General features: G+C 43.0%; 37 protein-coding genes. 35 read left to right on the forward strand and 2 right to left on the reverse strand.

The features are described from left to right. Window positions 1-296: 296 nt before the first annotated feature. Window positions 297-1,184 carry an ACP S-malonyltransferase gene (fabD, locus tag BY457_RS01065; protein WP_106151489.1) on the reverse strand — a complete coding sequence of 296 codons (888 nt, stop codon included), beginning with the start codon at window positions 1,182-1,184 and terminating at the stop codon, window positions 297-299. A gap of 88 nt (window positions 1,185-1,272) precedes the next feature. Further along, on the reverse strand, window positions 1,273-2,832 hold the full coding sequence (locus tag BY457_RS01070; protein ID WP_106151490.1) for a M28 family metallopeptidase: 1,560 nt from the start codon (window positions 2,830-2,832) through the stop codon (window positions 1,273-1,275). 346 nt (window positions 2,833-3,178) lie between these two features. On the opposite strand from BY457_RS01070, the gene rpsL reads away from it, so the two are divergent. From rpsL to BY457_RS01245, 35 genes are all read left to right on the forward strand, one after another. Beyond that, entirely contained in the window at window positions 3,179-3,553 is a 375-nt protein-coding gene (gene rpsL / locus BY457_RS01075) for a 30S ribosomal protein S12 (protein ID WP_010663223.1), read from the forward strand. Window positions 3,554-3,673: 120 nt separating this feature from the next. Continuing rightward, window positions 3,674-4,150: a 30S ribosomal protein S7 gene (rpsG, locus tag BY457_RS01080; RefSeq protein ID WP_106151491.1), complete on the forward strand. Its 477-nt coding sequence runs from the start codon at window positions 3,674-3,676 to the stop codon at window positions 4,148-4,150. A 27-nt stretch (window positions 4,151-4,177) separates the two neighbouring features. Further along, a complete protein-coding gene (fusA, locus tag BY457_RS01085) occupies window positions 4,178-6,289 on the forward strand; it encodes an elongation factor G (RefSeq protein WP_106151492.1) in 2,112 nt (703 codons plus the stop codon). 21 nt (window positions 6,290-6,310) lie between these two features. Next, window positions 6,311-6,616, forward strand: a complete 306-nt coding sequence (gene rpsJ / locus BY457_RS01090; protein ID WP_010663220.1) for a 30S ribosomal protein S10 — start codon at window positions 6,311-6,313, stop codon at window positions 6,614-6,616. A 24-nt stretch (window positions 6,617-6,640) separates the two neighbouring features. Further along, window positions 6,641-7,258, forward strand: a complete 618-nt coding sequence (rplC, locus tag BY457_RS01095; RefSeq protein ID WP_106151493.1) for a 50S ribosomal protein L3 — start codon at window positions 6,641-6,643, stop codon at window positions 7,256-7,258. Next, entirely contained in the window at window positions 7,258-7,887 is a 630-nt protein-coding gene (gene rplD, locus BY457_RS01100) for a 50S ribosomal protein L4 (RefSeq protein WP_106151494.1), read from the forward strand. Before rplC ends, rplD begins: the two co-directional genes overlap by 1 nt. Window positions 7,888-7,898: 11 nt before the next feature. Next, window positions 7,899-8,189 carry a 50S ribosomal protein L23 gene (gene rplW / locus BY457_RS01105; protein WP_106151495.1) on the forward strand — a complete coding sequence of 97 codons (291 nt, stop codon included), beginning with the start codon at window positions 7,899-7,901 and terminating at the stop codon, window positions 8,187-8,189. 5 nt (window positions 8,190-8,194) lie between these two features. Continuing rightward, window positions 8,195-9,019 (forward strand): 50S ribosomal protein L2, encoded by an 825-nt coding sequence (gene rplB / locus BY457_RS01110; protein WP_106151496.1) that lies wholly within the window; start codon window positions 8,195-8,197, stop codon window positions 9,017-9,019. A 20-nt stretch (window positions 9,020-9,039) separates the two neighbouring features. Beyond that, on the forward strand, window positions 9,040-9,309 hold the full coding sequence (gene rpsS, locus BY457_RS01115) for a 30S ribosomal protein S19 (RefSeq protein WP_106151497.1): 270 nt from the start codon (window positions 9,040-9,042) through the stop codon (window positions 9,307-9,309). Window positions 9,310-9,344: 35 nt separating this feature from the next. Next, entirely contained in the window at window positions 9,345-9,755 is a 411-nt protein-coding gene (gene rplV / locus BY457_RS01120) for a 50S ribosomal protein L22 (RefSeq protein WP_106151498.1), read from the forward strand. A 10-nt stretch (window positions 9,756-9,765) separates the two neighbouring features. Then, window positions 9,766-10,476 (forward strand): 30S ribosomal protein S3, encoded by a 711-nt coding sequence (rpsC, locus tag BY457_RS01125; protein WP_010663213.1) that lies wholly within the window; start codon window positions 9,766-9,768, stop codon window positions 10,474-10,476. A gap of 32 nt (window positions 10,477-10,508) precedes the next feature. Then, the gene (gene rplP / locus BY457_RS01130) at window positions 10,509-10,940 is read left to right on the forward strand and encodes a 50S ribosomal protein L16 (RefSeq protein ID WP_010663212.1); all 432 of its coding nucleotides are present in this window, start codon (window positions 10,509-10,511) and stop codon (window positions 10,938-10,940) included. 5 nt (window positions 10,941-10,945) lie between these two features. Then, entirely contained in the window at window positions 10,946-11,146 is a 201-nt protein-coding gene (gene rpmC, locus BY457_RS01135; RefSeq protein ID WP_106151499.1) for a 50S ribosomal protein L29, read from the forward strand. 4 nt (window positions 11,147-11,150) lie between these two features. After that, window positions 11,151-11,408 (forward strand): 30S ribosomal protein S17, encoded by a 258-nt coding sequence (gene rpsQ / locus BY457_RS01140; protein WP_106151500.1) that lies wholly within the window; start codon window positions 11,151-11,153, stop codon window positions 11,406-11,408. Between the two features lie 2 nt (window positions 11,409-11,410). Continuing rightward, window positions 11,411-11,776 carry a 50S ribosomal protein L14 gene (rplN, locus tag BY457_RS01145; RefSeq protein ID WP_010663209.1) on the forward strand — a complete coding sequence of 122 codons (366 nt, stop codon included), beginning with the start codon at window positions 11,411-11,413 and terminating at the stop codon, window positions 11,774-11,776. A 21-nt stretch (window positions 11,777-11,797) separates the two neighbouring features. Then, window positions 11,798-12,118 (forward strand): 50S ribosomal protein L24, encoded by a 321-nt coding sequence (gene rplX, locus BY457_RS01150; RefSeq protein WP_010663208.1) that lies wholly within the window; start codon window positions 11,798-11,800, stop codon window positions 12,116-12,118. Further along, the gene (rplE, locus tag BY457_RS01155; RefSeq protein ID WP_106151501.1) at window positions 12,118-12,675 is read left to right on the forward strand and encodes a 50S ribosomal protein L5; all 558 of its coding nucleotides are present in this window, start codon (window positions 12,118-12,120) and stop codon (window positions 12,673-12,675) included. Before rplX ends, rplE begins: the two co-directional genes overlap by 1 nt. 5 nt (window positions 12,676-12,680) lie before the next feature. Further along, entirely contained in the window at window positions 12,681-12,950 is a 270-nt protein-coding gene (gene rpsN, locus BY457_RS01160; RefSeq protein WP_010663206.1) for a 30S ribosomal protein S14, read from the forward strand. A 55-nt stretch (window positions 12,951-13,005) separates the two neighbouring features. Beyond that, window positions 13,006-13,401: a 30S ribosomal protein S8 gene (gene rpsH, locus BY457_RS01165; RefSeq protein WP_106151502.1), complete on the forward strand. Its 396-nt coding sequence runs from the start codon at window positions 13,006-13,008 to the stop codon at window positions 13,399-13,401. A gap of 15 nt (window positions 13,402-13,416) precedes the next feature. Further along, entirely contained in the window at window positions 13,417-13,968 is a 552-nt protein-coding gene (rplF, locus tag BY457_RS01170; protein WP_106151503.1) for a 50S ribosomal protein L6, read from the forward strand. A gap of 24 nt (window positions 13,969-13,992) precedes the next feature. Beyond that, entirely contained in the window at window positions 13,993-14,349 is a 357-nt protein-coding gene (gene rplR / locus BY457_RS01175; RefSeq protein WP_106151504.1) for a 50S ribosomal protein L18, read from the forward strand. A gap of 5 nt (window positions 14,350-14,354) precedes the next feature. Then, the gene (rpsE, locus tag BY457_RS01180; protein ID WP_106151505.1) at window positions 14,355-14,873 is read left to right on the forward strand and encodes a 30S ribosomal protein S5; all 519 of its coding nucleotides are present in this window, start codon (window positions 14,355-14,357) and stop codon (window positions 14,871-14,873) included. Between the two features lie 11 nt (window positions 14,874-14,884). Then, on the forward strand, window positions 14,885-15,061 hold the full coding sequence (gene rpmD / locus BY457_RS01185; RefSeq protein WP_010663201.1) for a 50S ribosomal protein L30: 177 nt from the start codon (window positions 14,885-14,887) through the stop codon (window positions 15,059-15,061). A 31-nt stretch (window positions 15,062-15,092) separates the two neighbouring features. Next, window positions 15,093-15,539 carry a 50S ribosomal protein L15 gene (gene rplO / locus BY457_RS01190; protein WP_106151506.1) on the forward strand — a complete coding sequence of 149 codons (447 nt, stop codon included), beginning with the start codon at window positions 15,093-15,095 and terminating at the stop codon, window positions 15,537-15,539. Between the two features lie 68 nt (window positions 15,540-15,607). Continuing rightward, window positions 15,608-16,945 (forward strand): preprotein translocase subunit SecY, encoded by a 1,338-nt coding sequence (gene secY / locus BY457_RS01195; RefSeq protein ID WP_106151507.1) that lies wholly within the window; start codon window positions 15,608-15,610, stop codon window positions 16,943-16,945. A gap of 20 nt (window positions 16,946-16,965) precedes the next feature. Further along, a complete protein-coding gene (gene map / locus BY457_RS01200; protein WP_106151508.1) occupies window positions 16,966-17,751 on the forward strand; it encodes a type I methionyl aminopeptidase in 786 nt (261 codons plus the stop codon). Window positions 17,752-17,766: 15 nt separating this feature from the next. Further along, complete coding sequence (infA, locus tag BY457_RS01205) at window positions 17,767-17,985, forward strand: translation initiation factor IF-1 (protein WP_010663197.1); 219 nt, start codon at window positions 17,767-17,769, stop codon at window positions 17,983-17,985. 19 nt (window positions 17,986-18,004) lie between these two features. Beyond that, window positions 18,005-18,121: a type B 50S ribosomal protein L36 gene (gene ykgO, locus BY457_RS01210; RefSeq protein WP_009779203.1), complete on the forward strand. Its 117-nt coding sequence runs from the start codon at window positions 18,005-18,007 to the stop codon at window positions 18,119-18,121. A 12-nt stretch (window positions 18,122-18,133) separates the two neighbouring features. Continuing rightward, the gene (gene rpsM, locus BY457_RS01215; protein WP_106151509.1) at window positions 18,134-18,502 is read left to right on the forward strand and encodes a 30S ribosomal protein S13; all 369 of its coding nucleotides are present in this window, start codon (window positions 18,134-18,136) and stop codon (window positions 18,500-18,502) included. Between the two features lie 11 nt (window positions 18,503-18,513). Continuing rightward, window positions 18,514-18,903 (forward strand): 30S ribosomal protein S11, encoded by a 390-nt coding sequence (gene rpsK, locus BY457_RS01220; RefSeq protein WP_106151510.1) that lies wholly within the window; start codon window positions 18,514-18,516, stop codon window positions 18,901-18,903. Between the two features lie 146 nt (window positions 18,904-19,049). Beyond that, window positions 19,050-19,655, forward strand: coding sequence for a 30S ribosomal protein S4 (rpsD, locus tag BY457_RS01225; RefSeq protein WP_106151511.1), 606 nt, complete (start codon window positions 19,050-19,052; stop codon window positions 19,653-19,655). Between the two features lie 9 nt (window positions 19,656-19,664). Then, window positions 19,665-20,657, forward strand: coding sequence for a DNA-directed RNA polymerase subunit alpha (locus BY457_RS01230; protein WP_106151512.1), 993 nt, complete (start codon window positions 19,665-19,667; stop codon window positions 20,655-20,657). Window positions 20,658-20,662: 5 nt separating this feature from the next. Beyond that, entirely contained in the window at window positions 20,663-21,202 is a 540-nt protein-coding gene (gene rplQ, locus BY457_RS01235) for a 50S ribosomal protein L17 (RefSeq protein WP_106151513.1), read from the forward strand. A 262-nt stretch (window positions 21,203-21,464) separates the two neighbouring features. Further along, the gene (eno, locus tag BY457_RS01240) at window positions 21,465-22,769 is read left to right on the forward strand and encodes a phosphopyruvate hydratase (protein ID WP_106151514.1); all 1,305 of its coding nucleotides are present in this window, start codon (window positions 21,465-21,467) and stop codon (window positions 22,767-22,769) included. A gap of 331 nt (window positions 22,770-23,100) precedes the next feature. After that, a complete protein-coding gene (locus BY457_RS01245; RefSeq protein ID WP_106151515.1) occupies window positions 23,101-24,414 on the forward strand; it encodes a citrate (Si)-synthase in 1,314 nt (437 codons plus the stop codon). Window positions 24,415-24,493 lie beyond the last annotated feature (79 nt).

The following is a 24,493-nucleotide window of genomic DNA, read 5'->3' on the forward strand; positions in this document are numbered from 1 at the left end:
CATCCCTTTTTTCTGCGTTAAGTTTTTCGCTGTAGTTAGCTTGTCTTGAAAAAACAAAAATATCATCAAAGCAAACAGCCCGACGATTGTTTCGCCGGGCTGTTCTCTGATATTTTCAAACTAATTATTGCCTGTCCATAAACTAAGCAAATTTTTCTTTTAGAGCTGTTTTTGGTCAGAAAGTGCCAATTGCTAGGCTTGCGAAGCCGCCAAAAACGGAGTTTACTAATCGTAAATGAGTATTTTGGCGGCAAGCGTAACGACGCAAGTGGTACTTTATGGACAGAAACTTCTAATTATTGCAATTGACTGATGCCGTCGGTTTGCGCACTTCTGTCCACTTTCTTGATAAGTCCCTGAAGTACCTTTCCCGGTCCGATTTCTGTAAAGTGATCAGCACCGTCTGCCAACATATTTTGTACTGTTTGCGTCCATCTTACCGGAGCTGTTAATTGCGATACCAGATTGGCTTTTATGGTCGCCGGATCTGTTTGGGGTTTGGCATCTACATTTTGATAAACAGGACATACCGGGATGTCGAATTTTGTGTTTTCAATGGCTTCGGCCAACTCTGCACGGGCAGGTTCCATCAGAGGTGAATGAAAAGCACCTCCTACCGGGAGTTTTAACGCACGTTTGGCACCTTTTTCCTTCAACAGTTCACAGGCTTTGTCAATTCCTTCAAAGGTTCCTGAAATCACCAATTGTCCGGGGCAGTTGTAGTTGGCAGCAACCACCACATCGTCCACTGCATTGCAAACCTCTTCTACCACTGAATCTTCCAATCCTACAATGGCGGCCATAGTAGAAGGTTTTATTTCGCAGGCTTTCTGCATGGCCATTGCTCTCTGATAAACCAGTTTGAGACCGTCTTCAAATGACAGGGCTCCGGCTGCTACCAGTGCAGAAAATTCACCCAGTGAATGGCCTGCAACCATCTCTGGCTGAAAATCATTACCCAGGGTCTTGGACAAAATCACCGAATGCAAAAATATTGCCGGCTGAGTTACTTTGGTTTGTTTCAGATCCTCATCCGTTCCCTCAAACATGAGGTCGGTAATACGGAATCCCAGAATTTCATTCGCTTTTTCAAAAAGTTCCTTGGCCATGGGGTTGTTGTCATAAACATCTTTGCCCATTCCAACGTATTGGGCGCCTTGCCCGGGAAATACGTATGCCTTCATTTTTTGTTGGTTTTGATGAATTTACAAATTTCAGGCTGCAAATATACAATTGTTCTGATTAAATGTCTTGTTTATCAGGGAATGTTCTTTATTGGTTTATTCTATTAGTTAAATCCCAAATATTCAGAAAACTGAGCTTTACAATCTTTACAATCTTATTTTGGTCTATTTTTTCGGCATGGTCATACGGCCCGTGATAATCGGGATGTCCCCCTGTGTGAAACCACATAATGGGAATCACTTTCTCTGCAAACGGGGCGTTGTCACTTCCTCCGGTCGGATCTTCCATTGCTCCCCACCTTATATTCAAGTTGAGGTTTGCCTCCGTGTTGTTCTTATCAGTAAGGTTTTTTGCCTGCTCCCAGCTTTTTGTATATAAAAACGAAACAGCAGAGTCCGGTTTTTCCGGATTCGAACTTCTTCCGATCATATCGTAATTGTGATAATATTTTATTTTGTTCAAATCTTTAAAGGTGTGAACGAAGTGAGTGGAGCCGTGAAGACCTCTTTCTTCTGCAGTCCAGGCTGCGAAGATTAACGTCTTTTCGGGAATGGTTTCAGATTCTGCAAATGCTTTTGCCAGTGCAATAACCCCTGCAACACCGGAAGCATTGTCGTCTGCACCGTTGTAAATAAAGCCATCGTATATGCCCAAATGATCATAATGTGCTCCGATAACTATGATTTCGTCTTTGTTTTTACCCTCAATTTTTCCAATCACATTGCTACACATAAAAGGAGTTTCTTCTACCTGCACAGCAACCTCAATGCCGGAGGTCGAGGTGGGGAATTTTCTTTTTTTCTTTGCAATGGTGGTGTATTTTGATAACTCTTTCTGCCATTCGGGAAACAGCGCTTCTACGACACGGTGAGATACCTTGAAAATGGGAGGAGTATTACCAAGCTCGGTTCCGCTTCGGCGAACTGCGCGTTTATATATCCCTGAAGATCGTTTTGAAAGTTCTTTTTCCGCGTAATCTTTCTGGTCGTTATCTGCTGGCAGATGGAAGGTTGGATTTTCAGGATCAAATTCAAGGATGACAGAGGCTCCTGCTTCACGGGCAAAATTGTTTTTTATGTTTGCCAGTTCGCGTTCGGTAAGGGAGTTGTATTTTTGATGTCCATTAGACAAGGTGTCTCCCATTCCCGGGTATCCCTTTGCCCTTAAAAGTATCTTGTTTTTAAATCCGCCATTGGTCGTTTCTTCTATTCCATATCCCGCAAAAACAACATTCCCATTTGCGTTAAAGGAGTAATTTGTTGCCGCAGGGCTGAAATCAGTTTGGGAAGTAAATCGGAAACTTTGCTCACCTTTCTTTACTGCCAGAGTTGCTTCTTCAACTTTGCTCCATATCAGGGGTACTTTTTGGAGGTAATGTTCCGTGGTGTTATTTGGCTCAGAGTTGGAGTGGAAGGGCTGCAGGCCCAGTTGTTTAAACCTTGAGGCGATGTAGAGCGCTGCAATACCGGCTCCTCTTTTACCTGCTTCACGGCCTTCGAGAAGGTCAGAGGAGAGGAATTCGATATCACTCATAATTCCGTCGGCGGTGATGCCTTCCAGTGCTTTTCCCTTTTCAGGGGTAAGCTGAGAAAAGGCACATTGGGTGTAAAGGAGAAGCAATAATGAAATTAATGACAGTGCTTTCATAAGAATGATGGTTTTATTTTGTTGTGGAGAAATTTTGAATTAAGACCTGATACCGGGTGGTTAAAAATAGGAATTAATTTTTGCATGCGGGTTCCATTAAGCTAATATCACCGTTAAAGAAACTTTTTCTGATGTCTTGTAAATCTATTAAAAGTATTTTTAACCAAATATTTACAAGAATTTTTCAGCTTATATTATGTATTTTCAATTGAAAATTAGTACTTTTGCACCGCTTTTTTGTGCATCGGTGTGAAAAATGTTGAGAATCAGTGAGATTTTTAATGTAAAAAGACTACCTTTGCAACCCGTTTTAAAAGAGTAATTTAAGTTTAAAACAATTGTTTATATGCCAACAATTCATCAGTTAGTAAAGAAGGGACGGAAGAAACAGGTGGAGAAAAGTAAGTCGCCTGCTTTGAATGCATGTCCGCAAAGACGTGGTGTTTGTGTAAGAGTTTATACCACTACACCAAAGAAACCGAACTCAGCCATGCGTAAAGTGGCCAGGGTAAGATTGACCAACGGTAAAGAGGTGAACGCCTACATCCCGGGAGAAGGACACAACCTTCAGGAGCACTCCATTGTTTTGGTGCGCGGTGGAAGGGTAAAAGACCTTCCCGGTGTTCGTTATCACCTGGTTCGCGGAGCACTCGATGCTTCAGGAGTTGAGGGACGTACCCAGCGTCGTTCCAAGTACGGGACTAAGCGTCCTAAGAAGTAATTTTAGTTTCACTGTTTGGTCTTTGTTTATTGGTTTGTAAACAAAGGTTGAGTAAATGGTCGGGAGACCGTTGAAGACACGGATACAGCCAATAATAAAGCTAATAAACAAAAAGAAGAGATGAGAAAAAGTAAACCAAAGAAGAGGATTATTCTTCCCGATCCGAAGTTTAATGACACCATGGTGACGCAGTTCGTAAATAACATGATGTACGACGGAAAGAAATCCGTGGCTTATGCTATTTTTTACGATGCGATGGATCGTATTGCTGACAAAGCAGAAAAAGAGGGTAAAGCACCCCTCGAAGTGTTTAAAAAAGCATTGGAAAATGTTACACCCGCAGTTGAGGTAAAAAGCCGTCGCGTTGGTGGTGCAACTTTTCAGGTTCCAACAGAAATTCGTGCCGACAGAAAGTTGTCTGTGAGTATGAAAAACCTGATTGCATTTGCCCGTAAGCGCAGTGGTAAGTCAATGGCCGAAAAACTGGGTGCTGAAATTGTTGCCGCATATAACCAGGAAGGCGGAGCCTTCAAAAGAAAAGAGGATATGCATAAAATGGCCGAAGCCAACCGTGCATTCGCTCACTTCAGATTTTAAACTTAACTAAATAAAGGAAACCTTAATATGGCAAAGGCAGACTTAAAATATACCAGAAATATCGGAATCATGGCGCACATCGATGCCGGTAAAACAACCGCCACAGAGCGGATTCTGTTTTATACCGGTATGACGCATAAAATCGGTGAGACGCACGATGGTTCTGCTACAATGGACTGGATGGAGCAGGAGCAGGAGAGAGGTATTACCATTACTTCCGCTGCCATTACAACCAACTGGAAATACAACAACGAAGACTATAAAATTAACATCATTGACACCCCGGGTCACGTTGACTTTACTGTTGAGGTAGAGCGCTCACTGAGGGTTCTCGATGGTGCTGTTGCTGTTTTCTGTGCCGTTGGTGGTGTTGAGCCCCAGTCTGAAACCGTATGGAGACAAGCCAACAAGTATGGTGTTCCCCGTATGGGTTTTGTGAATAAAATGGACCGTTCAGGTGCCAATTTCTTCGAAGTGGTTCGTCAGGTAAAAGAAGTACTTGGCGCTAATCCTGTTCCTGTTCAGGTGCCCATCGGTGCTGAAGAGGATTTTCGCGGAGTTGTTGACCTGATTGAGAATAAAGCCGTTGTTTGGTTTGATGACGACGTATTGGGTGCCCGTTACGAACTTCAGGACGTTCCTGCCGAAATGGTGGACGAAGTGGAAGAGTGGCGCGGTAAGCTTATCGAATCTGTTGCTGAATATGACGATGAGCTGATGGAGAGGTATTTTGAAGATCCCGAATCCATCACCAAAGAGCAACTGATCGAGGTTTTGCGTAAAGCAACCATCGATATGAAAGTGGTTCCCATGCTTTGTGGTTCGGCTTTCAAAAATAAAGGTGTTCAGCGTTTGATCGATGCGATTGTAGGCTTCCTGCCTTCACCCGTCGATGTTGCTGAAATTGAAGGTGTAAACCCCCGGACCGGTAAAGAAGAGGCTCGTCCTCATGACGAAGATGCTCCTTTTACCGCTCTTGCATTTAAAATTGCTACCGACCCGTTTGTGGGACGTCTGGCATTTATGCGTGTTTACTCCGGAAAAATTGATGCAGGTTCCTATGTTTGGAACTCACGCACCGAGAAAAAAGAGCGGATTGCACGTTTGTATCAGATGAAATCCAATAAGCAGTTGCCCAGGGATACCATCTCAGCAGGTGATATTTGTGCCGGTGTAGGTTTTAAAGATATCCGTACCGGAGATACCCTGTGTGATGAGAAGCATCCTATTGCTTTGGAATCAATGGAATTTCCGGAGCCTGTTATTGGTGTGGCTGTTGAGCCTAAGAGTCAGAAAGATATGGATAAACTGGGTGCCGGACTTGCCAAATTGGCCGAGGAGGATCCTACTTTCCGTGTTGAAACTGATGAGGAAAACGGACAGACTGTTATCAGCGGTATGGGTGAGTTGCACCTTGAAATTATCGTTGATCGTCTGAAACGTGAGTTTAAGGTTGAATGTAACCAGGGACGTCCTCAGGTGAACTATAAAGAAGCGATTACCAAAACTGTTGATCACCGTGAGGTGTTTAAAAAGCAGACCGGTGGTCGTGGTAAGTTTGCCGACGTTATTGTAAAGGTAGGCCCTGCAGATGACGATAAAGAAGGTCTTCAGTTTATCGACCTCGTTAAAGGTGGTAACATTCCAAAGGAATTTATCCCCTCTGTTGAGAAAGGTTTTAAAGATGCCATGAAAAATGGTGTTTTGGCCGGATTTAACGTGGACAGTCTTAAAGTTGAACTGATTGACGGATCTTTCCACCCGGTGGACTCTGACCAGCTTTCGTTTGAAATTGCCGGTCGCCAGGCATTTAAATCTGCCTGTATGAAAGCCAAGCCTGTGCTGCTCGAGCCTATTATGAAAGTGGAAGTGGTAACTCCTGAAGAGTATATGGGAGATGTTATTTCTGACTTCAATAAGCGTCGCGGACAGGTGGAAGGAATGGAATCTAAAGCCGGTGCCCGTGTGGTTAAAGCTAAAGTACCATTGGCCGAAATGTTCGGTTATGTTACTGCTTTGCGTACCATTTCATCGGGTCGTGCAACTTCCTCAATGGAATTTAGTCACTTCGAAGAAGTTTCTAAGAGCATTGCTACGGAAGTGGTTAAAGAGGCCAAAGGTAAAGTCGAATTATTATAGAAACAGTTCTCATCAACCATTATGAATCAAAAAATAAGAATCAAACTCAAGTCATACGATCACAATTTGGTGGACAAGTCTGCCGAGAAGATCGTTAAGACCGTTAAAACCACCGGAGCAGTGGTAAGCGGCCCTATTCCGCTGCCCACACACAAGCGGATTTTTACAGTTCTGCGTTCCACTTTCGTTAACAAGAAAGCACGTGAACAATACGAACTGGCTTCTTACAAGCGCCTGATCGATATTTACAGTTCTACTGCTAAAACCATCGATGCGCTGATGAAGCTGGAACTTCCCAGTGGTGTGGAAGTGGAAATTAAAGTGTGATCTAATTATTTAAATCTTTAAGCAATGCCAGGATTAATTGGAAAAAAAATCGGAATGACTTCCGTTTTCAGTGCCGAGGGGAAAAATGTTCCATGCACTGTTATCGAAGCTGGTCCTTGCGTCGTCACTCAGGTCAAAACAATGGAGACCGACGGGTATGAAGCCATTCAGTTGGCTTTTGACGAGAAAAGAGAGAAAAGTACTACCAACCCCTTGAAAGGACATTTCAAGAAGGCAGGAACTTCTCCCAAGGCCAAGCTGGTTGAATTGAAAGAATTTGAGAATGAACTCAAGCTGGGTGATGTCGTTACAGTGGATCTTTTTGATGAGAACACATTTGTGGACATTACCGGTGTTTCAAAAGGAAAAGGGTTTCAGGGTGTTGTAAAACGTCACGGATTCGCAGGTGTGGGAGATAAAACCCATGGTCAGCATAACCGTGGTCGTGCTCCTGGTTCTCTGGGTGCTTCTTCATATCCTTCAAGGGTATTCAAAGGCATGAGAATGGCAGGCCGTACAGGCGGTGACAATGTGAAAGTTGAAAACCTGAAAGTTATCAAAGTAATTCCCGAAAGTAACCTGTTGATGGTTAAAGGGTCTGTTCCTGGACCTAAGGGTTCATATCTAATTATTGAAAAGTAATGGAACTGAACGTAGTTAACATACAAGGACAGGAAACCGGCAGAAAAGTGCAATTGCCCGACGCTGTTTTCGGTATTGAGCCCAACGATCATGCCATTTATCTGGACGTGAAACAATATCTGGCCAATAACCGTCAGGGAACGCACAAATCGAAAGAACGTGCTGAAATTGCCGGAAGTACTAGAAAAATTAAAAAGCAAAAAGGTACGGGTACTGCTCGTGCCGGTAGTGTGAAATCACCTGTTTTCCGTGGTGGTGGTCGTGTTTTCGGCCCGCAACCGCGTGACTACCGCTTTAAACTGAATAAGAAACTGAAGCAACTGGCTCGTAAATCGGCCCTGGCATACAAAGCTAAAAGCAATGCCATCGTAGTGGTCGAGGATTTCCAGATGGAAGGTCCTAAAACGAAAGAGTTTGTGAATATTCGTAAGAATCTGAAGGTTGACGGAAAGAGCTCACTCGTTGTAGTGAAAGATCTCGATCGCAACGTTTACCTTTCGTCACGTAATGTTCCCAAATCAGAAGTAGCTACCATTGCCGGACTTAATACCTATAGTATTATGAAAGCACAATCGCTGGTTCTGGCCGAAAGCTCGGTGGAAGAAATCGCCCAACTTTTTAACGCTTAACAAATTAAGTCATGGAAGTAATAATTAAGCCTATAGTAACAGAAAGAATGACCTGGCTTGGCGATGCCCTGAACCGATACGGCTTTATTGTGGACAAGCGTGCCAACAAAATTGAGATTAAAAAAGCCGTTGAGGAAATGTATAGCGTTTCAGTAACCGAAGTAAACACTATGGTTTATGGTGGTAAACTGAAAACCCGTTATACCAAAGGCGGTATCATCAACGGACGGACCAATTCTTTCAAAAAAGCAATTGTAACACTAGCCGAAGGAGATAAGATTGATTTCTTTAGCAATATTTAATTGACATGGCAGTAAGAAAATTAAAGCCCACAACACCGGGGCAGAGACACAAAATTATTGGTGCATTTGACTCGATTACCTCAGGTGTACCAGAGAAGTCCTTATTGAGGCCTCTGAAAAAATCCGGAGGACGTAACCATAGTGGTAAAATGACTATGCGTTACCTCGGAGGAGGTCACAAAAGGAAGTACCGGGTAATCGATTTCAAAAGAAATAAGGACGGTGTTGCCGCAACTGTAGATTCTATTCAGTACGATCCAAATCGTAGTGCACGAATCGCATTGCTGGTATATGAAGATGGTGAAAAACGGTACATTCTTGCACCTAACGGGTTGCAGGTTGGACACAAAGTACAATCCGGTTCAGGTATTGCACCTGAAATAGGAAACAGCATTCCTTTGGGAGACATTCCTTTGGGTACTATTGTGCACAACATTGAGCTGCGTCCCGGTCAGGGAGGTGCATTGGCCCGTAGTGCCGGTACCTTTGCTCAGCTTTCTGCTCGCGAAGGAAAATATGCCGTTGTGAAATTACCTTCCGGAGAATCGAGAATGGTGCTTACCACTTGTCGCGCCACAGTTGGTGCTGTTGGTAACTCCGATCATGCCCTCGAACAATCAGGTAAGGCCGGTCGTACCCGTTGGTTGGGTCGTCGTCCTCGTGTTCGTGGTGTTGTGATGAACCCGGTAGATCACCCGATGGGTGGTGGTGAAGGCCGCTCTTCCGGCGGACATCCAAGATCAAGGAATGGCGTTCTTGCCAAAGGTTACAAAACCCGTAACAAGAAAAAAGCCTCTTCCAAGTACATTCTCGAAAGAAGGAAAAAGTAACCGGTTAATTTGTTTGAATTATGAGCAGATCGTTAAAGAAAGGACCCTATATTCATTACAAGCTGGATAAGAAAGTCGCAGCAATGAATGAATCCGGCAAGAAGTCGGTCATTAAAACATGGGCCCGTGCATCAATGATTGCCCCTGAGTTCGTGGGGCATACCATAGCGGTACACAACGGAAATAAATTTATTCCCGTTTATGTAACCGAAAATATGGTAGGACATAAATTGGGCGAGTTTGCTCCCACACGTACCTACAGAGGTCATGGTGGGAACAAGAAACGTTAATCGTCCCCCAGTTTTAATTAATTAATGACAAAAAAATGGGTGCAAGAAAAAGAATAAGAGCAGAAAAAATAAAAGAAGCCAGGAAGCAGGAATATGTTGCCCGGCTTCGGAATGTGCCTACTTCCCCGCGCAAAATGAGGCTTGTAGCCGATATGGTTCGCGGAATGGAAGTCAATAAGGCACTTGACGTCCTGAAGTTTTCCACCAAGGAGGCCTCCCGTCGTGTTGAGAAACTTTTGTTGTCAGCCATCGCCAACTGGAAAGAAAAGAACGAGGACGTTCGGCTGGAAGATGCCAATCTCTATGTTAAAGAGATTTATGTGGATTCAGGTCGTATCCTTAAACGGTTAAGACCCGCTCCGCAAGGACGTGCGCACCGTATTCGTAAGCGGTCGAACCACGTGACTATCAAGGTTGACAGTAAAGTTGAAAATCAAGAAAATTAAATTGAGCTAGATGGGACAAAAAGTAAATCCAATAAGTAACAGGTTAGGAATTATCCGTGGATGGGATTCCAACTGGTTCGGTGGGAAAGACTACGGCGATAAGCTGTTGGAGGATTCCAAGCTTCGCAAATACCTCAACGCTCGTCTGGCCAAGGCCAGTGTTTCACGTATCATCATTGAGCGTACGCTGAAACTCGTTACCATTACCGTTTATACTGCCCGTCCGGGTATTATTATCGGTAAAGGCGGACAAGAGGTGGACAAGCTAAAAGAAGAGTTAAAAAAGATTACTGATAAAGAGGTACAGATCAATATCTTTGAAGTAAAACGTCCTGAAATGGATGCCTTGATCGTAGCCAATAATATCGCACGTCAGCTGGAAGGCCGTATCGCCTACCGTCGTGCTACCAAAATGGCTATTGCTTCTACCATGCGTATGGGAGCTGAAGGAATTAAAATTCAGGTATCAGGTCGTTTGAACGGTGCTGAAATGGCTCGTTCCGAAATGTATAAAGAAGGTCGTACACCCCTTCATACTTTCCGTGCCGATATTGACTTCGCCAAAGCCGAAGCCTTGACAAAAACAGGTTTGATTGGTATCAAAGTCTGGATTTGTAAAGGTGAGATCTATGGTAAACCTGATCTTTCTCCTAATTTTAATCAGAAGGAAGCTGGTGGAAACCGTGGAGGAAAAGGCGGATTCAAAAAGAGAAGAAAGTAATCATCTGTTAAACTTTAATTGAAACATTAACGATGTTACAACCGAAAAAAGTAAAACACAGAAGGCAACAAAAGGGAAGAATGAAGGGTAATGCCCAACGCGGGCATGAGCTGGCATTCGGCTCTTTTGGAATTAAATCACTGCAGACAAAATGGATTACCGGCCGCCAGATAGAGGCTGCCCGTATCGCAGTGACACGTTATATGCAACGTCAGGGACAAATCTGGATTCGTATCTTTCCCGATAAACCCATCACCAAGAAACCTGCAGAGGTTCGGATGGGTAAAGGTAAAGGTTCTCCTGAAGGATTTGTAGCCCCTGTAACACCCGGACGCATGCTTATTGAATGCGACGGAGTTTCTTTCGAGATAGCCAAAGAAGCCCTGCGTTTGGCCGCTCAGAAACTACCCGTTACCACCAAGTTTGTGGTGCGTCGGGATTTTGTTGAATCTTCAAATGATTAAGAAGTATGAAAAGTTCAGAAATTAAAGAAATGGCACCTCACGAAATTGAGGAGCGTATTGATGCGCTTAGTCAGGAGCTGGTTCGTATGAAACTTAATCATACCATTTCTCCCCTGGAGAATCCGATGAAGATTAAGCATACCCGGCAAGACATCGCACGCATGAAAACAATCCTGCGTCAGAAGCAACTTAATGAAAAATCGTAAGTAGATGGAAACCAGAAATCTTAGAAAAGAAAGAACAGGTGTAGTGGTGAGCGACAAGATGGACAAATCCGTCGTTGTTGCCGTCGTGATCCGTGAGAAGCACCCCATTTACGGGAAATTTGTGAAGAAGACAAAGAAGTTTCACGCGCACGATGCCGAGAACACCTGCAATATAGGGGATACCGTTCGTATTATGGAAACACGCCCCCTGAGCAAAACCAAACGTTGGAGATTAGTTGAAATCCTTGAAAGAGCTAAGTAATCATGATACAGCAAGAATCCAGACTTAATGTTGCCGACAATAGTGGCGCCAGAGAGGTTCTCTGTATCCGCGTACTGGGAGGTACCGGACGCAGATACGCCTCAGTGGGCGATCGCATTGTGGTAACCGTAAAAAGTGCCTTGCCTTCAAGCGAAATGAAGAAAGGTACCGTTAGTAAAGCGGTAGTTGTTCGCACAAAGAAGGAAGTTAGGCGCGCCGACGGCTCTTATATCCGTTTCGATGATAATGCCTGTGTGCTAATTAATAATTTGGGCGAAATGCGGGGAACCCGTATTTTCGGACCCATTCCCCGCGAGCTTCGCGAAGGGTACATGAAGATTGTTTCATTGGCGCCTGAAGTGCTTTAAATTTTAAAGAGTTAGAAAATCATGGGAAAATTACATGTCAAAAAAGGTGATGTCGTCATTGTAAATGCCGGTGTCAACAAAGGACAGGAAGGAAGAATTCTGGAGGTCTTTCCCGAGAAGAAGCGCGCCATTGTGGAAGGGGTGAATATGGTAAGTAAACATACCAAGCCCAATTCTGAAAACCCACAGGGCGGCATCGTGAAAAAGGAAGCCCCTATTCATATTTCCAATCTTAACCTGAAGGATCCCTCCTCAGGTAAAGCTACCCGTATTGGTCGTAAATTGAACGACCAGGGGAAGTTGGTTCGTTATTCTAAAAAATCAGGAGAGGAGATCAAGTAATGAGCTATACACCTACATTAGAAAAACAATACAAGGAACAGATTGTACAGGCTCTTATGAAAGAGTTTGGCTACAAAACTGTGATGCAGGTTCCCAGATTGGAGAAAATTGTAATCAACCAGGGTGTTGGTGATGCTGTTGCCGATAAAAAACTGATTGATATCTCTGTTAAAGAGTTGTCAACCATTTCCGGACAACAGGCAGTGCCCCGTTATTCCAAGAAGGATATCTCCAATTTTAAATTGCGTAAGAAAATGCCCATCGGTGCCAGTGTTACTTTGCGCCGCGATAATATGTATGAATTCCTGGAGCGTCTTATTCGCGTGGCTTTGCCTCGTATTCGTGACTTTAAAGGAATCAACAGCAAGCTGGATGGCAGAGGGAATTATACCCTGGGTGTTGAAGAACAAATCATTTTTCCTGAAATAAATATTGATAGCGTTAACAAAATTATGGGTATGAATATTACCTTTGTGACCTCAGGAAAAACCGATGAAGAAGCATTTGCTTTGCTTCGTGAGTTCGGATTACCGTTTAAAAACCTTAAAAAGAACTAGTTAATATGGCAAAAGAATCCATGAAAGCCCGCGATCGTAAGCGGGACAAACTTATTGCCAAATACGCTGAAAAAAGGGCCAGACTGAAGGCCGAAGGTGATTACGAGGGCTTGCAAAAGCTTCCTCGTAATGCATCTCCCGTAAGACAGCACAACCGTTGCAAACTCACCGGTCGTCCCAAGGGATATATGCGTCAATTTGGTGTTAGCAGGATTACTTTTCGTGAATTGGCTTCTTCGGGCTTGATCCCCGGAGTTAAAAAAGCCAGTTGGTAAGGAGAGTAAGTGTTAAATATTGTCCCGGTTGCGGGATCAATTTAAACTTAAGAAGATGACAGATCCAATTGCAGATTACCTGACACGTGTCAGGAACGCCGTTATGGCAAAGCATAAGGTTGTAGAGGTACCTGCCTCCAATCTTAAGAAGGAGATGACCAAAATTTTGTTTGACAAAGGTTATATCCTCAACTACAAAGTAATGGACGACGGTAAACAGGGAATTATCAAAATTGCCCTTAAGTATGATGCCTCGTCAAAAGAATCCGCCATTAAAAAACTGAAGCGTGTTTCTACTCCCGGTTTAAGAAAATATACCGGGTACCGTGAAGTACCACGCGTTTTGAATGGTTTGGGTATTGCGATTATATCCACTTCAAAGGGGGTTATGACCGATAAGGAAGCCCGCAATGAAAAAGTGGGTGGTGAAGTTTTGTGTTACGTTTATTAAAAAGGAGGTTTAGTTATGTCAAGGATAGGAATAGTACCAATCAGCATACCTTCCGGTGTTAACGTAACGGTTAAGGAGAGCGTTGTGACCGTAAAAGGTCCCAAAGGAGAACTTCATCAGAAGATTGACCCTGATATGATCGTAGAAGTTAACGACGGAAATATTGAAGTGAAAAGGCCCTCAGACGAGAAAAAGCACAAGGCCATGCACGGATTGTACCGTTCATTGATCAACAATATGGTAGTTGGTGTATCCGAAGGATATAAGCAGCAACTCGAGTTGGTTGGTGTTGGTTATCGTGCACAAAATACCGGCCAGATACTGGAACTTTCGCTTGGGTATTCTCACCCGATTCACATCGAATTGCCGAAAGAGGTAAGTGTAGAGGCTAAAACTGACCGTAAAAGTAATCCTTTGATTACGCTGGAGTCTGCTGATAAGCAGCTTTTGGGTCAAGTTTGTGCTAAATTGCGTTCATTGCGTAAACCAGAACCATACAAAGGAAAAGGTGTTCGCTTCCTTGGTGAACAGATTCGTCGTAAGGCTGGTAAGAGCGCAAAGGTTTAATCTGAGTAAATAAAGTTATTTGATATGGCTTTTTCAAAACAAAATAGAAGACTGAAAATTAAAAAGCGGGTCAGGAAAAATATTTCCGGAACCGCAGATAAACCCCGTATGTCAGTTTATCGCAGTAATAAGCAGATTTCTGTTCAACTGATCGATGATAAAAGCGGGAATACCCTGGCAGCTGCCTCTTCTTTGGTGAAAGATATCGCTGCAGAAAAAGGTAATAAGTCTGAAAAGGCAGCTTTGGTAGGTAAAATGATTGCCGACAGAGCTAAAAGTGCGGGCATCGAAAATGTGGTTTTCGACCGTAACGGGTATTTGTATCATGGTAGAGTTAAACAATTGGCCGATGCTGCAAGAGAGGCCGGTCTTAAATTCTAAACATTATGGCTGGAAACAACAAAAGAGTTAAAACGAATAATGATATCGAGCTTAAAGACCGCCTGGTTGCAATCAACCGTGTTACGAAAGTAACAAAAGGTGGACGTACCTTCAGCTTTTCTGCCATTGTTGTCGTAGGAGATGAGAATGGAGTTGTAGGCTGGGGACTCGGTAAGGCCAATGAAGTGACCACAGCCATTGCAAAAGGTGTGGAAGCGGCTAAAAAGAATTTGGTTCGTGTACCTATTCTTAATGGTACCATCCCTCATGAGCAGATCTCCAAATTCGGAGGTGCACAGATTTTTATGAAACCTGCTTCTCATGGTACCGGTCTTGTGGCCGGTGGTGCGATGCGTGCCGTACTTGAAAGTGCCGGTGTAACAGACGTTTTGGCAAAATCAAAAGGTTCTGCAAACCCGCACAACCTTGTGAAAGCAACCATTAATGCACTGTGCGAGATGCGTGATGCCAAAACTGTTGCTGCGCAACGTGGCGTTACCCTGGACAAAGTTTTTAACGGATAAAACCCTTTAAAATGGCTAAAATAAAAGTTACCCAGGTTAAAAGTCGCATCAGATGTACGAAACAACAAAAGGCCACTCTGGATGCACTTGGGCTTAAGAAACTTAACGGTACCGTTGAACATGAGGATACTCCAAATATTCTGGGTATGGTTAAGAAAGTACAACACCTTGTGAGTGTTGAGAAATAATTTTGGTTTAACGTTTTTATCGAAATAAATCATGGAATTAAATAATTTAAAACCCGCAAAAGGATCGACTCACTACAGGAGACGTCTTGGTCGCGGACCGGGTTCCGGTCTGGGTGGTACTTCCACTCGTGGACACAAAGGAGCTAAGTCGCGTTCGGGATATTCCAAGAAAGTAGGTTTTGAAGGTGGTCAGATGCCTTTGCAGAGACGTGTTCCCAAATACGGTTTTAAGAACTTTAACCGTAAAGAGTACAAATCCATTAATATTCGTACTCTGCAGGAACTGGTTGACAAGACCAATAACGCAGATATTACTCCCGAGGCACTTTACAATGCCGGATTGATCGCCAAAAATGACCTTGTTAAGATTCTCGGAGATGGTGAGCTTAAAGCAAAAATCAATGTAAAAGCTCATGCATTCTCTAAATCGGCAAAAGAGGCCATTGAAGCTGTTCAGGGAACTGCTGAAGAATTATAGACACACAGCATTGGCCCTCACCTTTTGTGAGGGTCATTGTTTGTTTGTTAATATAGAAAATTACACTCATGAAGTTTATAGAAACCATCCGAAATATCTGGAAGATTGAAGACCTCAAGTCTCGTATTTTGACAACAATCGGTTTGATGCTTATTTACCGTTTGGGGTCTTTCGTTGTTATTCCGGGTATTGATCCAAATCAGTTGGCCAATCTTGAGGCCCAAACCAGCAGTGGTGTACTGGGACTGTTAAACATGTTTTCGGGAGGAGCTTTCTCCAATGCTTCTATTTTTGCATTGGGAATTATGCCCTATATCTCCGCATCTATTGTTGTACAGTTACTTGGTATTGCCATTCCTTATTTTCAGCGTTTACAGCGTGAAGGTGAAAGCGGGCGAAGGAGAATCAACCAGATTACACGTTATCTTACCGTTATTATTCTGTTGTTTCAGGCTCCCGGTTACATCGCCAATCTTCATGCTCAATTGCCCGATTCAGCTTTTGCTGCGTCCGGATGGGGATTTACAGTGACTTCGACTATTATCCTTACTGCAGGATCCATGTTTGTAATGTGGTTAGGTGAACGGATTACCGACAAAGGTATTGGCAATGGTATTTCACTGATCATTATGATTGGTATCATTGCCCGGTTGCCTTTTGCTTTGATTGCGGAATTTGTTTCCCGTCTTGAAGAAGGTGGTGGTCTGGTAATGTTACTGATCGAGTTTGTAGTTCTATTCTTTGTATTTGCAGGTACCATTCTTTTGGTTCAGGGTACACGTCGTGTTCCTGTTCAGTATGCCAAGAGGATTGTAGGAAATAAGCAATACGGTGGTGTTCGTCAGTATATTCCGCTTAAGGTTAATGCTGCCGGCGTTATGCCCATCATCTTTGCCCAGGCAATTATGTTTGTACCCATTACGCTTGCCGGTTTTGCTGATAGTGAAACTGCAACCGGATTTGCAGCTACATTTGCTGACTTTACCGGGTTTTGGTACAACTTTACCTTTGCATTCCTGATTATTATCTTTACTTATTTCTATACTGCAATTACCATTAATCCTCAGCAAATGGCTGAAGATATGAAGCGTAATGGTGGTTTTATTCCTGGTGTTAAACCCGGAAAAAAAACCATGGAGTTTCTGGATTCTGTAATGTCTAAAATTACGTTGCCAGGTTCTATATTCCTTGCCATTGTAGCTATTCTTCCTGCATTTGCAATGCTGGCAGGAGTTGATCAGACTTTTGCCCAGTTTTATGGAGGTACTTCATTGTTGATTTTGGTTGGAGTTGTACTGGATACCCTTCAGCAGATAGAGAGTCACCTCCTGATGAGACATTATGATGGATTGATGAAGTCCGGACGGATTAAAGGACGTACCGGTGGTGGAGCTGCCATGTATTAAAAGAAGGGCTGTTTGACAAAATGATATATTTAAAGACAAAAGAGGAGATAGAGTTACTTCGGGAAAGTAACATGCTGGTTGCCAAAACCCATGGTGAGGTTGCCAAATGGATCAAACCCGGGGTAACGACCCTGAAACTGGATAAAATAGCAGAAGAGTTTATCAGAGATCATGGAGGTGTTCCTGCTTTTCTGAATTACCAGGGTTTCCCCAATTCGCTTTGTACATCAGTGAATGACCAGGTGGTACACGGAATACCCAACGACAAACCATTGGAAAATGGGGATATCGTTTCTGTGGATTGTGGCACACTGTTAAACGGGTATTATGGTGATTCTGCTTATACCTACTGTGTGGGTGAAGTGGATGAAGAAATAAAAAAACTTTTAAGAGTTACCCGGGAATCTTTGTACAAAGGAATTGAACAGGCTGTAGAGGGCAAACGAATAGGAGATATTGGTTATGCTGTGCAGTCTTATTGTGAAGACAATGGTTTTTCGGTAGTACGTGAAATGGTTGGTCACGGTGTTGGCAAAAATCTTCACGAATCTCCGGAAGTCCCTAATTACGGGCGTCGCGGTAATGGTGTGAAGTTGAAGGAGGGGATGGTTATTGCCATTGAGCCGATGATAAATCTGGGCAAACGTCACATTGTACAGGAAGCCGATGGCTGGACAATCCGTACACGTGACAGAAAGGTTTCTGCTCATTTTGAGCACACTGTTGCAGTGGGAAAAAATGAAGCAGATATATTATCCAGTTTTAAATTTGTCGAAGAAGTATTACATTTGCAGTCTGAAAAATAAAAAGATACACATTTTATGGCAAAACAAGCTTCTATAGAACAAGACGGTACTATTATCGAAGCACTTTCCAATGCTATGTTTCGTGTAGAGTTGGAAAACGGGCATGTAATAACAGCCCATATCTCCGGTAAGATGAGGATGCACTACATCAAGATTTTACCGGGCGACCGGGTCAAGGTGGAAATGTCGCCTTATGACCTTACGAAAGGAAGAATAAGTTACAGATACAAATAATTTTACAAATTATAGAGACATGAAGGTAAGAGCATCTGTTAAGAAGCGCAGTGCCGACTGTAAAATTGTACGGCGCAAAGGTCGCTTATATGTGATCAACAAGAAGAACCCGAAGTTTAAACAACGTCAAGGATAAAATTTTACGAATATGGCAAGAATTGCAGGAGTTGATATTCCTACGCACAAAAGGGGAGAGATATCTCTGACCTATATCTTTGGAATAGGTCGCAGTACCGCCCAAAAAGTGCTGGACCAGGCCGGTGTAAGCCGTGAAACCAAGGTCAAAGACTGGACTGATGAACAACTGACCAAAATCCGTGAGATTATTAGTTCGAACATCACTACTGAAGGAGAACTCAGATCTCAGGTTCAGCTTAATATTAAGCGATTGATGGATATTGGTTGTTACCGTGGTATCCGTCACCGGATTGGTTTGCCCGTGAACGGTCAGTCAACCAAAAACAATGCCCGCACTCGCAAAGGCAAGAAGAAAACTGTTGCTAACAAGAAGAAATAATTAAGTGAATTATGGCAAAAAAGACGGGAAGTCAAAGAAAGAAGGTTGTTAAAGTGGAAGCTGTGGGACAAGCCCATATTCATTCCTCATTTAACAATATTATCGTTTCTCTGACCAACAACAATGGTCAGGTGATCTCGTGGTCCAGTGCCGGTAAAATGGGATTCCGTGGTTCTAAAAAGAACACTCCCTACGCAGCTCAAACTGCTGCCAGCGATTGTGCTAAAGTAGCACATGATATGGGTCTGAGAAAAGTTAAAGTGTACGTTAAAGGTCCCGGTAATGGTCGTGAATCGGCTATTCGCGCAATCCACGGAAGTGGCATTGATGTTACCGAGATTGTTGATGTGACCCCACTTCCGCACAACGGATGTCGTCCTCCAAAAAGAAGAAGAGTTTAATTGTTTAACTAGTTGTTAACCATAAGTTTTTGGTTTTGAGTTTTGAATAAGGTGGGTTATATATATTATAAACCTCCTCTCTATAATCTTGCGGCTGTCATATTCATCATTTGAAATCAAAAATTTAAAATCAAAAATTTAGTAGAATGGCTAGATATATTGGTCCTAAAACCAAAATTGCCCGTAAATTTGGGGAATCCATTTACGGACCCGATAAATATTTCGAAAGAAAAAATTATCCTCCGGGACAACACGGTAATTCACGTCGTCGTAAGACCAGTGAATATGGTGTTCAGTTGAAAGAAAAGCAGAAAGCCAAATATACCTATGGCTTGCTGGAAAAGCAGTTCCGTAACTTGTTTAAGAAAGCAACCAACAAACCAGGTATTACCGGTGAAATTTTGCTCGGATTGCTCGAATCCAGACTTGACAATGTTGTTTACCGAATGGGAATTGCTCCCACACGTGCAGCTGCCCGTCAGCTCGTGTTGCACCGTCACATTACTGTAGATGGTCAGATTGTAAACATTCCTTCTTATACTTTGCGCCCCGACCAGTTGGTTGGTGTACGTGAAAAATCTAAATCACTTGAGGTGATTAGTACATCTTTAAGTAATTCAAGTGTTCAGAAGTATTCCTGGCTTGAATGGGATGACAACACCAAGCAGGGAAAATTTATTAATGTTCCCGACAGGTCGGAAATTCCCGAAAATATTAAAGAACAGTTGATCGTTGAATTATACTCTAAATAATTAATTCTTATGGCAATATTAGCGTTCCAAAAACCTGACAAAGTCATCATGCTCGAGGCTGACGACAAATTCGGTCGCTTCGAATTTCGTCCTCTTGAGCCGGGATATGGTATTACTGTTGGAAATGCCTTAAGAAGAATCTTATTGTCCTCACTCGAAGGATATGCGATAACAACTGTGAAGATTGAGGGTGTTGACCATGAGTTCTCAAGCATCCCCGGTGTTGTTGATGATGTTACCGAGATTATTCTGAACCTTAAGCAGGTCAGGTTTAAACAAACAGTGGAAGACCATGATCAAGAGAAAATTACCGTTAAAGTCAGTGGTAAAGAGACCCTGACAGCCGGTGATTTTAATCAATTCCTTAACGGATTCGAAGTGTTGAATCCCGATTTGGTAATTGCGCATATGGATACCGATGTTAAGATCCAGATGACTTTGACCATTCAAAAAGGACGTGGTTATGTTCCTGCAGCTGAAAATCAGAATTCCGAACAGGAGATTGGTACTATTGCCATCGATTCTGTATATACCCCTATTCGTAACGTAAAGTACGATATAGAGAATTACCGGGTTGAGCAAAAAACCGACTATGAAAAATTGGTTTTTGAGATTCAGACTGATGGTTCTATTCATCCCAAAGATGCATTGAAAGAAGCTTCCAAGATTTTGATTCATCACTTTATGTTGTTCTCAGATGAAAAGATTACACTCGATTCAGAAGAGAAGGCCAGCGGTGACGAATTTGACGAGGAAGTACTGCATATGCGTCAGATGCTTAAAACCAAACTGGTTGATATGGATCTTTCGGTTCGTGCCCTTAATTGTCTTAAGGCTGCTGATGTAGAAACTCTGGGTGAGTTGGTACAATACAACCGAAACGACTTGTTGAAATTCCGGAATTTTGGTAAAAAGTCGCTTACTGAGTTGGATGACCTCCTGGACAACATGGGGCTCAACTTCGGTATGGATATTACGAAGTATAAATTAGACAAGGAATAATTGCAATGAGACATAGAAAGAAATTTAATCACTTAAGCCGCACCAGTGCTCATCGTAAGGCTATGCTTTCAAACATGGCCAGTTCTCTGATTATTCATAAGAGAATTAAAACTACGGTGGCCAAGGCTAAGGCATTGCGTATGTACGTTGAGCCGCTGATCAATAAATCAAAAACTGACAATACGCATTCCCGTCGTATTGTTTTTAGCCATCTTCAGAATAAGGAGGCAGTTTCAGAACTCTTCCGTGAAATCTCTGAGAAAGTGGCCAATCGTCCAGGTGGATACACCCGTATCCTGAAGCTTGGCAACCGTCAGGGAGATGCAGCTGAAGTTTGCTACATCGAGCTGGTTGACTACAACGAAAATATGCTTTCTGAGACTTCAGGTGCTGCTAAGAAGAGCACCAGAAGAAGTCGTCGCGGAGGTAAAAAATCAACTGCTGAAACAGCTGCTCCTGTTGCAGAGGCTGCCGAAAAGGCTCCTGAAGCTGCAAAAGAAGAACCGAAAGCTGATGATGCAGCTGAAGAGAAAAAAGAAGAATAAACCAGATGAGCTCTCATTTGATTTAAAAGTTCTTAAAAAAGGGATAAAGGGTCAGAGCTTTATCCTTTTTTTTTGACAATGCTGCTACTTCTTGTGATCTTTGGGGTGGTAATTTTATGCGTAGGGTTTGTGAGGAATAAATTGACTGTTTTAACGAAGTTATTCCGGCGCAATTCCTTCGTCTGCTTAATTCATGAATTATTCAGGTTAGATGAGAGATTTTTTCTAATCAAATATTAAACCGAAATAAAACGATAACATTATGGGACAAATTGCTAATGTTCATGCCCGCGAAATTCTGGATTCACGCGGAAATCCTACTGTTGAAGTGGAAGTGACTCTTGATTGTGGAGTTATTGGCCGTGCTGCTGTGCCATCAGGTGCCTCTACCGGTGAGAATGAAGCTTTGGAACTTCGCGATGGAGACAAAGGTCGCTACCTTGGTAAAGGTGTTCTTAAGGCTGTTGAAAACGTTAATACTGTTATAGCTCCTGCCCTCGTTGGAATGAGTGCATTGGATCAGGTTGGCGTTGACAATAAAATGCTTGAAATGGACGGAACCAAAACTAAAAGCAAGTTAGGTGCCAACGCTATTTTGGGTGTTTCTCTGGCTACTGCCAAAGCTGCTGCTGAATATCTGGATATGCCTCTTTACCGTTACATCGGAGGAACCAACTCAGTTACTCTTCCTGTTCCAATGATGAACATCATTAATGGTGGTTCGCACTCCGATGCCCCTATTGCTTTCCAGGAGTTTATGGTTCGCCCTGTTGGTGCTAAGAGTTTCCGTGAAGGTTTGCGTATGGGTGCTGAAGTTTTCCATTCGTTGAAAGCTGTTTTGAAAGAGCGCGGACTCAGCACAGCTGTTGGTGATGAAGGTGGTTTCGCTCCTGAGCTTGAGGGAACTGAAGATGCTTTGAACTGCATTATTAAGGCCGTGGAGAACGCAGGGTATAAGCCAGGACGTTTGGAAGATGGTGGTCAGGTTTCTATCGCTCTTGACTGTGCTGCTTCAGAATTCTTTGAAAACGGGGTATATGATTATACTAAGTTTGAAGGTCCCAACGGAGCTAAGCGTAACTCTGAAGAGCAAGCTGCTTATCTGGCTGAACTGATTGAAAAGTTCCCCATTGATTCAATCGAAGACGGTTGTGATGAAGGTGACTGGGACGGTTGGGTGAAACTCAACAGCCAGATTGGTGATAAGTGCCAGTTGGTTGGTGACGATTTGTTTGTAACCAACGTTGATTATTTGCAGAAAGGTATTGAGCTTGGTGCTGCCAACTCTATTCTGATCAAGGTTAATCAGATTGGTACATTGACCGAAACGCTGAATGCCATTGAAATGGCCCACCGTGCCGGATATACTTCTGTGACTTCACACCGTTCAGGTGAGACTGAAGATGCTACCATTGCTGATATCGCAGTAGCTACCAACAGTGGACAGATTAAGACTGGTTCTTTGAGCCGTTCAGACCGTATGGCCAAGTACAACCAATTGCTTCGCATCGAAGAAGAATTGGGGGATGCCGCTGTTTATGGATACAAAAAAATTGTAAAAAAATAATTTACAGTTTCTGAATTACAGCCCTCTGATTTTATTAGAGGATTAAAATTTAAAGCCGGATTGCAGAGATGCTTTCCGGCTTTTTATGTTTGTGTTAATTAACTAAAATAATGAATTTGTTAATTGTAGCCCCTGTTTTCTTCTATTGCCTTGATTGATTGTTGTTTTGTTTATGCTGTATATTGTTGGTTCATCTTTATCTTTTTGAGGCAGATGGTTTGAAATTGTTGATCAAAACATTTTTTAATTTTTTTTGTTTGTTTATCAGGTTTTGGTCTGTACCGGCAAACTCCCGAAAAATCATTAAAAAAATAACCAATTATTGTTTTATATGGACTACATAAAAGATAAACTCATTACCAAGGGCAGGCCCCAGGCCGAGATTGTAAAGCGGATACAAAAAGAGTATGGCGATTCTGTTATTCAGGAGACCACCCTGGGACAGGTTTTTTCAGGCATGAAAGGGGTTGTTTCTCTCCTCACATGCACCTCCAAGCTGGATCCGGATGAAGGCATTCGTTTCCGGGGCTATTCCATTCCCGAATTAAGGGAGAAATTACCCAAGTTATCCGAAGATGGTGAACCTTTACCGGAAGGATTGTTTTATCTCATGCTTTTGGGAGAGCTGCCTAATGATGAAGATGTTAAGTTTTTAAGTGATTCATGGGCGAAAAGAGCGCAGGATATACCTCAGCATGCGTTTGATGTCATCAATGCTTTGCCTAAGAGTTCGCATCCAATGATACAGTTCAATTCCGCCATTCTGGCTATGAGTACAGAGTCCCACTTTAGACGCGCCTATCTGGCAGGCATGGATAAACGTGATTATTGGGATCCGATGTATGAAGGAGTAATGGATCTGATCAGTCGTTTGCCGGTAATTGCGGCATATATCTATCGCAGGGTTTTTCATGATGAAAAGTATATTGACCCGGATCCGTCGCTCGACTGGGCAGGAAATCTGGCTCATATGATGGGCTTTGAAAGTGAAGAGGTTAAGCGCCTGATGCGTTTATATATGGTTATCCATGCCGATCATGAAGGTGGAAATGTTTCTGCCCATGCCACACATCTGGTTGGATCTGCTCTTTCGAATCCTTACTACAGTTTTTCAGCAGGCATGAACGGTCTGGCCGGCCCTTTGCATGGAATGGCCAATCAGAATGTGATGCACTGGTTGCAGCGTTTGATGGACGAACTGGGAACGGATGCCCCGACCACTGAGCAGGTACGTGAGTATGCAAAAGCAACCCTTGATTCGGGACGTGTAATTCCGGGTTATGGTCATGCGGTGTTGAGAAAAACCGATCCTCGCTTTGCGGTGCAGCTTGATTTTGCCAATAAGTACATTCCGGAAGCTCCCCTTATTAAACTGGTGAAGAAAATTTACGATGTGGTTCCGGATATTTTGACCGAAACCGGGAAAGTAAAGAACCCGTGGCCCAATGTAGATGCTATCTCGGGGAGTTTACTGTCGAGTTACGGGATTACCGAATATCCTGTATATACCATGCTTTTTGGCGTTTCCAGGGCATTGGGTGTGTTAACGCAACTGATTTGGGATCGCTTGTATGGATTGCCCATTGAAAGGCCAAAATCTCAAAATCTTGAGTGGTTTAAAGATAAAGTTGGTTTTAAAGAGTGATACAAGAAGCCAATAAGTTGCCGTAAGCCATTTAAACCGGAATGCTGACATGCATTTCCGGTTTTTTAGTGGCGGATAG

It is taken from the genome of Marinilabilia salmonicolor (assembly GCF_003003035.1).
Taxonomy (GTDB): domain Bacteria; phylum Bacteroidota; class Bacteroidia; order Bacteroidales; family Marinilabiliaceae; genus Marinilabilia; species Marinilabilia salmonicolor_A.

Bases quoted from the DNA above. Each gene is read 5' to 3' on its own strand.
- fabD (WP_106151489.1), bottom strand. From the start codon at position 1,184: ATGAAGGCATACGTATTTCCCGGGCAAGGCGCCCAATACGTTGGAATG.
- BY457_RS01070 (WP_106151490.1), bottom strand. From the start codon at position 2,832: ATGAAAGCACTGTCATTAATTTCATTATTGCTTCTCCTTTACACCCAA.
- rpsL (WP_010663223.1), top strand. From the start codon at position 3,179: ATGCCAACAATTCATCAGTTAGTAAAGAAGGGACGGAAGAAACAGGTG.
- rpsG (WP_106151491.1), top strand. From the start codon at position 3,674: ATGAGAAAAAGTAAACCAAAGAAGAGGATTATTCTTCCCGATCCGAAG.
- fusA (WP_106151492.1), top strand. From the start codon at position 4,178: ATGGCAAAGGCAGACTTAAAATATACCAGAAATATCGGAATCATGGCG.
- rpsJ (WP_010663220.1), top strand. From the start codon at position 6,311: ATGAATCAAAAAATAAGAATCAAACTCAAGTCATACGATCACAATTTG.
- rplC (WP_106151493.1), top strand. From the start codon at position 6,641: ATGCCAGGATTAATTGGAAAAAAAATCGGAATGACTTCCGTTTTCAGT.
- rplD (WP_106151494.1), top strand. From the start codon at position 7,258: ATGGAACTGAACGTAGTTAACATACAAGGACAGGAAACCGGCAGAAAA.
- rplW (WP_106151495.1), top strand. From the start codon at position 7,899: ATGGAAGTAATAATTAAGCCTATAGTAACAGAAAGAATGACCTGGCTT.
- rplB (WP_106151496.1), top strand. From the start codon at position 8,195: ATGGCAGTAAGAAAATTAAAGCCCACAACACCGGGGCAGAGACACAAA.
- rpsS (WP_106151497.1), top strand. From the start codon at position 9,040: ATGAGCAGATCGTTAAAGAAAGGACCCTATATTCATTACAAGCTGGAT.
- rplV (WP_106151498.1), top strand. From the start codon at position 9,345: ATGGGTGCAAGAAAAAGAATAAGAGCAGAAAAAATAAAAGAAGCCAGG.
- rpsC (WP_010663213.1), top strand. From the start codon at position 9,766: ATGGGACAAAAAGTAAATCCAATAAGTAACAGGTTAGGAATTATCCGT.
- rplP (WP_010663212.1), top strand. From the start codon at position 10,509: ATGTTACAACCGAAAAAAGTAAAACACAGAAGGCAACAAAAGGGAAGA.
- rpmC (WP_106151499.1), top strand. From the start codon at position 10,946: ATGAAAAGTTCAGAAATTAAAGAAATGGCACCTCACGAAATTGAGGAG.
- rpsQ (WP_106151500.1), top strand. From the start codon at position 11,151: ATGGAAACCAGAAATCTTAGAAAAGAAAGAACAGGTGTAGTGGTGAGC.
- rplN (WP_010663209.1), top strand. From the start codon at position 11,411: ATGATACAGCAAGAATCCAGACTTAATGTTGCCGACAATAGTGGCGCC.
- rplX (WP_010663208.1), top strand. From the start codon at position 11,798: ATGGGAAAATTACATGTCAAAAAAGGTGATGTCGTCATTGTAAATGCC.
- rplE (WP_106151501.1), top strand. From the start codon at position 12,118: ATGAGCTATACACCTACATTAGAAAAACAATACAAGGAACAGATTGTA.
- rpsN (WP_010663206.1), top strand. From the start codon at position 12,681: ATGGCAAAAGAATCCATGAAAGCCCGCGATCGTAAGCGGGACAAACTT.
- rpsH (WP_106151502.1), top strand. From the start codon at position 13,006: ATGACAGATCCAATTGCAGATTACCTGACACGTGTCAGGAACGCCGTT.
- rplF (WP_106151503.1), top strand. From the start codon at position 13,417: ATGTCAAGGATAGGAATAGTACCAATCAGCATACCTTCCGGTGTTAAC.
- rplR (WP_106151504.1), top strand. From the start codon at position 13,993: ATGGCTTTTTCAAAACAAAATAGAAGACTGAAAATTAAAAAGCGGGTC.
- rpsE (WP_106151505.1), top strand. From the start codon at position 14,355: ATGGCTGGAAACAACAAAAGAGTTAAAACGAATAATGATATCGAGCTT.
- rpmD (WP_010663201.1), top strand. From the start codon at position 14,885: ATGGCTAAAATAAAAGTTACCCAGGTTAAAAGTCGCATCAGATGTACG.
- rplO (WP_106151506.1), top strand. From the start codon at position 15,093: ATGGAATTAAATAATTTAAAACCCGCAAAAGGATCGACTCACTACAGG.
- secY (WP_106151507.1), top strand. From the start codon at position 15,608: ATGAAGTTTATAGAAACCATCCGAAATATCTGGAAGATTGAAGACCTC.
- map (WP_106151508.1), top strand. From the start codon at position 16,966: ATGATATATTTAAAGACAAAAGAGGAGATAGAGTTACTTCGGGAAAGT.
- infA (WP_010663197.1), top strand. From the start codon at position 17,767: ATGGCAAAACAAGCTTCTATAGAACAAGACGGTACTATTATCGAAGCA.
- ykgO (WP_009779203.1), top strand. From the start codon at position 18,005: ATGAAGGTAAGAGCATCTGTTAAGAAGCGCAGTGCCGACTGTAAAATT.
- rpsM (WP_106151509.1), top strand. From the start codon at position 18,134: ATGGCAAGAATTGCAGGAGTTGATATTCCTACGCACAAAAGGGGAGAG.
- rpsK (WP_106151510.1), top strand. From the start codon at position 18,514: ATGGCAAAAAAGACGGGAAGTCAAAGAAAGAAGGTTGTTAAAGTGGAA.
- rpsD (WP_106151511.1), top strand. From the start codon at position 19,050: ATGGCTAGATATATTGGTCCTAAAACCAAAATTGCCCGTAAATTTGGG.
- BY457_RS01230 (WP_106151512.1), top strand. From the start codon at position 19,665: ATGGCAATATTAGCGTTCCAAAAACCTGACAAAGTCATCATGCTCGAG.
- rplQ (WP_106151513.1), top strand. From the start codon at position 20,663: ATGAGACATAGAAAGAAATTTAATCACTTAAGCCGCACCAGTGCTCAT.
- eno (WP_106151514.1), top strand. From the start codon at position 21,465: ATGGGACAAATTGCTAATGTTCATGCCCGCGAAATTCTGGATTCACGC.
- BY457_RS01245 (WP_106151515.1), top strand. From the start codon at position 23,101: ATGGACTACATAAAAGATAAACTCATTACCAAGGGCAGGCCCCAGGCC.